3 protein-coding genes are annotated in these 2,278 nt (G+C 40.9%); all 3 read right to left on the bottom strand.

Features of this window, described 5'->3' with window-relative positions; translation table 11 throughout:
- Positions 1 to 361: 361 nt before the first annotated feature.
- Positions 362 to 736, bottom strand: a complete 375-nt coding sequence (locus ACZFYI_RS19315) for a hypothetical protein (RefSeq protein ID WP_462525756.1) — start codon at positions 734 to 736, stop codon at positions 362 to 364.
- An 88-nt stretch (positions 737 to 824) separates the two neighbouring features.
- Positions 825 to 1,913 carry a hypothetical protein gene (locus tag ACZFYI_RS19310; RefSeq protein ID WP_462525755.1) on the bottom strand — a complete coding sequence of 363 codons (1,089 nt, stop codon included), beginning with the start codon at positions 1,911 to 1,913 and terminating at the stop codon, positions 825 to 827.
- Between the two features lie 73 nt (positions 1,914 to 1,986).
- Complete coding sequence (locus ACZFYI_RS19305) at positions 1,987 to 2,184, bottom strand: hypothetical protein (protein WP_462525754.1); 198 nt, start codon at positions 2,182 to 2,184, stop codon at positions 1,987 to 1,989.
- Positions 2,185 to 2,278: the final 94 nt, after the last annotated feature.

The raw sequence follows: 2,278 nt of genomic DNA, 5'->3' as shown, positions 1-2,278 counted from the left end.
AATTGGATAAATCCTTTCCCGCAAGAAAGGCCCTTTTGGGAGGCATAATGTTAAATGAGACCAATGATCGGTTATTGAGTTTGCTGATCAAGAACCTGAAATTTTTTAAGGTTTTGGGAAAATGAACTGCTGATGGACAAGGCAAGAAAAAGCATTGCCAACAAAATGGATTTTTGGAATGGTAGGTAAGATTTCATGATTGATAATTCTTTTTGGTAGAGGTTTTTGGACAGGAAAATCCAAGCTAAATCTGCTATGGGGCAGTTTTAGCTGATGACCGCACCGTAAAATGCTTTCCTGCTAAAGCGTTGCTTCTTGGGAAAAGAATTTTTTGAATTGCGGTTGAAAAAAAATCAGGAAATCAACTTTGCGGTGGATGAAAAAAATCATAAGCGTTCGGAAGCATATTTTTATTTTCATCCAAATCTCCAAAAACCGGATCAATAGAGGTCCAAACAGGTATAATATTAAAAGCAGTGATAGGCATGGCATAAATCAGCAACAATCCCTCAAAGGCAAATTCCTGTTGGTTTTCTTCTTGGTCCTGAGCCTGATCGAGTCTTCTGCCTAATTCACACTTTCCGTTACACTCGAGTTCAGGCTGGTCCTGATTGATGCAAAAAAGCGCAGTGATTTCTTTCCTATTCAAGTGGAAATCTGCCTGAATCACCGAATACATCATGCCGTTGAGCACGATGATCAGGGATAGAAAGATATGTAGGCTACTTTTCAACATGACAAGGCAATTTGTACTTATAATCTAATTCAGTGCGTGATTTTGGTCACAGGTTTTAGGTTTACTTAAACTTCCTCTTGCTTAATTTTTAACTTCTTGCTGTACCCAATGCTCTTTGGCTTAAAATCATTTTGATTAATGTGATCATCGCCATGAGAATAAACATTCCCAAAATGGTCCATCCATTGATCATTCCAAAGAAAGTCCTCCACTCGGGTAAACCTATCAGACTGACTAGGATTCTTCCCAATAAACTCACTTGGAAAACTATCCATCCTACCCAAAGAATAGGATGATAGGGAGTATGCCTTATATTCAAGACCATCGGAAGTATGATTGGTGCATGAGCCCATATCATCGAAAATGCAAATCCCAAAAAGAAAGTATGGATGTACAAGTCGTAATACAGGGCATGCGGCTCAAGGAAACAAAGCATAATCCCGTGTAATGTCAACCAAACATACCCTACCCGAAGGCCAATGCCTATGTATTTGAACTGATCTTCTTTTTTGGAAGCGATCTTGGCCATGTCGTAATGGAGTAGCCAAAATGAAATCATAATGGCACAAGTACCCATAAGCCAATTGCCATACCGATGAAATGGAATCCATATCCCGATAAAAAACAGGGTCAACAACAGCAATAATCCACTTTTTGCAAGCTTGGGCGTGGGAAGGAATTTGCTCAATTCCAGCCTCTCTCCTACTATAGTAAACAAAATAAACCCAATCCACCAGGGAACAGCCGCAGGCACAAATCCTGAATAAAGCAGCATGAAATTTCCCGACATACAAAGTACAGCCCCCATCGTCATCACAAACTGGTAGATAACCGGATGCCTGAGGGATTGGAGATACATTATGGCCATCAAACCGAGGCTAGCCACAAATAAAAGGCTGTGGCCAAAAGCGGGCCATCCCGGTACCAACAACAAAACCGGGATGGAAAGCCCACTAATGAGGGGAATAAGCAACCATATTCTTTTTTTCATGACCATTGACCGCTCCAAAGAAATCAACGTACCCAAAAACCCTCCTACCATCAATATCCCGTGGTTAGCCGCAGTGCCAGGGACCATCATCCCGAGGTACCCAATCCTGACCAATCCTCCCGCGACACCCATGATAAGTGCCAACACAATAAGAGGAAAAAGGTAAAGGGGTTTGAGGAGTTGCATGGCGGTGTACTATTGATGGTAGGTTTTGGGTTTTTCTTGGTCAATTTGTCCAATAAATCATGTTGGTTTCTGTTTAGGAAAGGTCTTTGACGATGGCCTCTGCCATATAATCCAAAACCAGTTCCGGGTTGATATGCTGCTTACCGCAGACTTCCCGCAGGGTCTTTTCCATACAGTTGTCATAATCAATTCCAAGCTTTTTGAATACGCCAATCGCCCTTAAGTCAGTCCTGACTATCTCCTCCATTTTAAATTCCTTGAAATTTTTCATATGTAAACGGTTTATTAAAAGATATAAATATCCTTTATTATTTGAAAATGAAGGGAGCTTCTGCTCCCCATATTGCTTTACAAATGTAAAAGAA

It is taken from the genome of Aquiflexum sp. (assembly GCF_977115555.1).
Note: the sequence above shows the minus strand (reverse complement) of the source record. Positions and strands in the feature narration are given on the sequence as shown.

Excerpts from the sequence above, each read along its gene's own strand:
- ACZFYI_RS19315 (WP_462525756.1), bottom strand. The coding sequence starts at position 736 with ATGTTGAAAAGTAGCCTACATATCTTTCTATCCCTGATCATCGTGCTC.
- ACZFYI_RS19310 (WP_462525755.1), bottom strand. The coding sequence starts at position 1,913 with ATGCAACTCCTCAAACCCCTTTACCTTTTTCCTCTTATTGTGTTGGCA.
- ACZFYI_RS19305 (WP_462525754.1), bottom strand. The coding sequence starts at position 2,184 with ATGAAAAATTTCAAGGAATTTAAAATGGAGGAGATAGTCAGGACTGAC.